Below are 1,185 nucleotides of genomic sequence, written 5' to 3' on the forward strand. Positions count from 1 at the left end.
ATGCTTAAGTTTTACCGCTCGAAAGACATTCTAGAGCCTTGGTACAACGACTATTACAACAAAACGGTTGCTGATGTTATCAAATTTGACGATCACACCTTCGCCGTGAAGGCCGCGAAAGAGCTCAATCCAGAAGAGTTGTTGTTGAGAATGGGGGCGCTACGTCCTCGTCCTGCTCATTTCTATGCGAATCCGAAGAAAGACGAGAACGGTGACGGCATTCATGATGATTTTGTGCGCTACTACAACTTTAAAAGTGAACCAACCACCAGCGCTTATTATTTAGCCGACGTCAAAAAAGGCAAAAGCGTTACCTTTAAGCACGTAGGTGAGGACTGGGGGGGTTATACCAATAAGTACTACGAGAATCGCTATAACGTCGACAAAATTCGTATCACGGTTATCCGCGATAGTGATATTGCGATGAAACACTTCGAAAAAGGTAAGTTGGATGCATTTGGATTGGTTTTGCCAAGTCTATGGCATGACAAATCCAATACTGCCCCTTATCAAAAGGGTTACATTGAGAAGTTCTGGGGTTACAACCAATATCCAGTTGGTGCTCGTGGCGTGTGGATAAACTCGGCCATGCCTCTACTTGATGACTTAAACATTCGCAAAGGGATCACTTACGCGACAGATTTCGGCGGCATGCTCGAGAATGTTATGCGTGGAGACTACAGCCGTAAACCCAACCCAACGGGCTTTGGGCATGGTAAGTACACGTTGCCAGATGTGAAAGCGCCAAAGTTTGAACCAGAAAAAGCGGCGGCAGCGTTTGAAGCTGCGGGCTTCGATAAGATTGGTTCCGATGGTATTCGCGTGAATGATAAAGGTCAGCGTTTGAGCTTTGAATTGACGTACTCATCTCCAGTTCATACACCGCGTATTGCTTTCTTGCGTGAACAGGCAAAATTGGCAGGGTTGGACATTGAGCTGAAGCTGATTGATGGTTCATCGATGTTCAAGTATGTGCGTGAGAAAAAACACGAACTTGCTTTCTTTGATATGGGGACTTCAGAAATCCCAACTTATTGGGAATACTTCCATTCCGTGAACGCGAACAAACCACAAACGAACTCATTCACTAACTACAGCACGCCAGAGCTAGATGAAAAGATCATTGCGTATCGCTTTAACATGGACATGGATAAGAAGATCCAACTAGGTCATGAGATTCAGCGA

Annotated in this window: 1 protein-coding gene; it reads left to right on the forward strand. The window is 45.1% G+C overall.

The window, feature by feature from the left end; translation table 11 throughout:
- Positions 1-1,185 (forward strand): ABC transporter substrate-binding protein (locus tag R7040_RS24570; RefSeq protein WP_318097285.1); only part of this gene is annotated, 1,185 nt, incomplete at both ends.

The organism is Vibrio sp. 1069 (assembly GCF_033340555.1).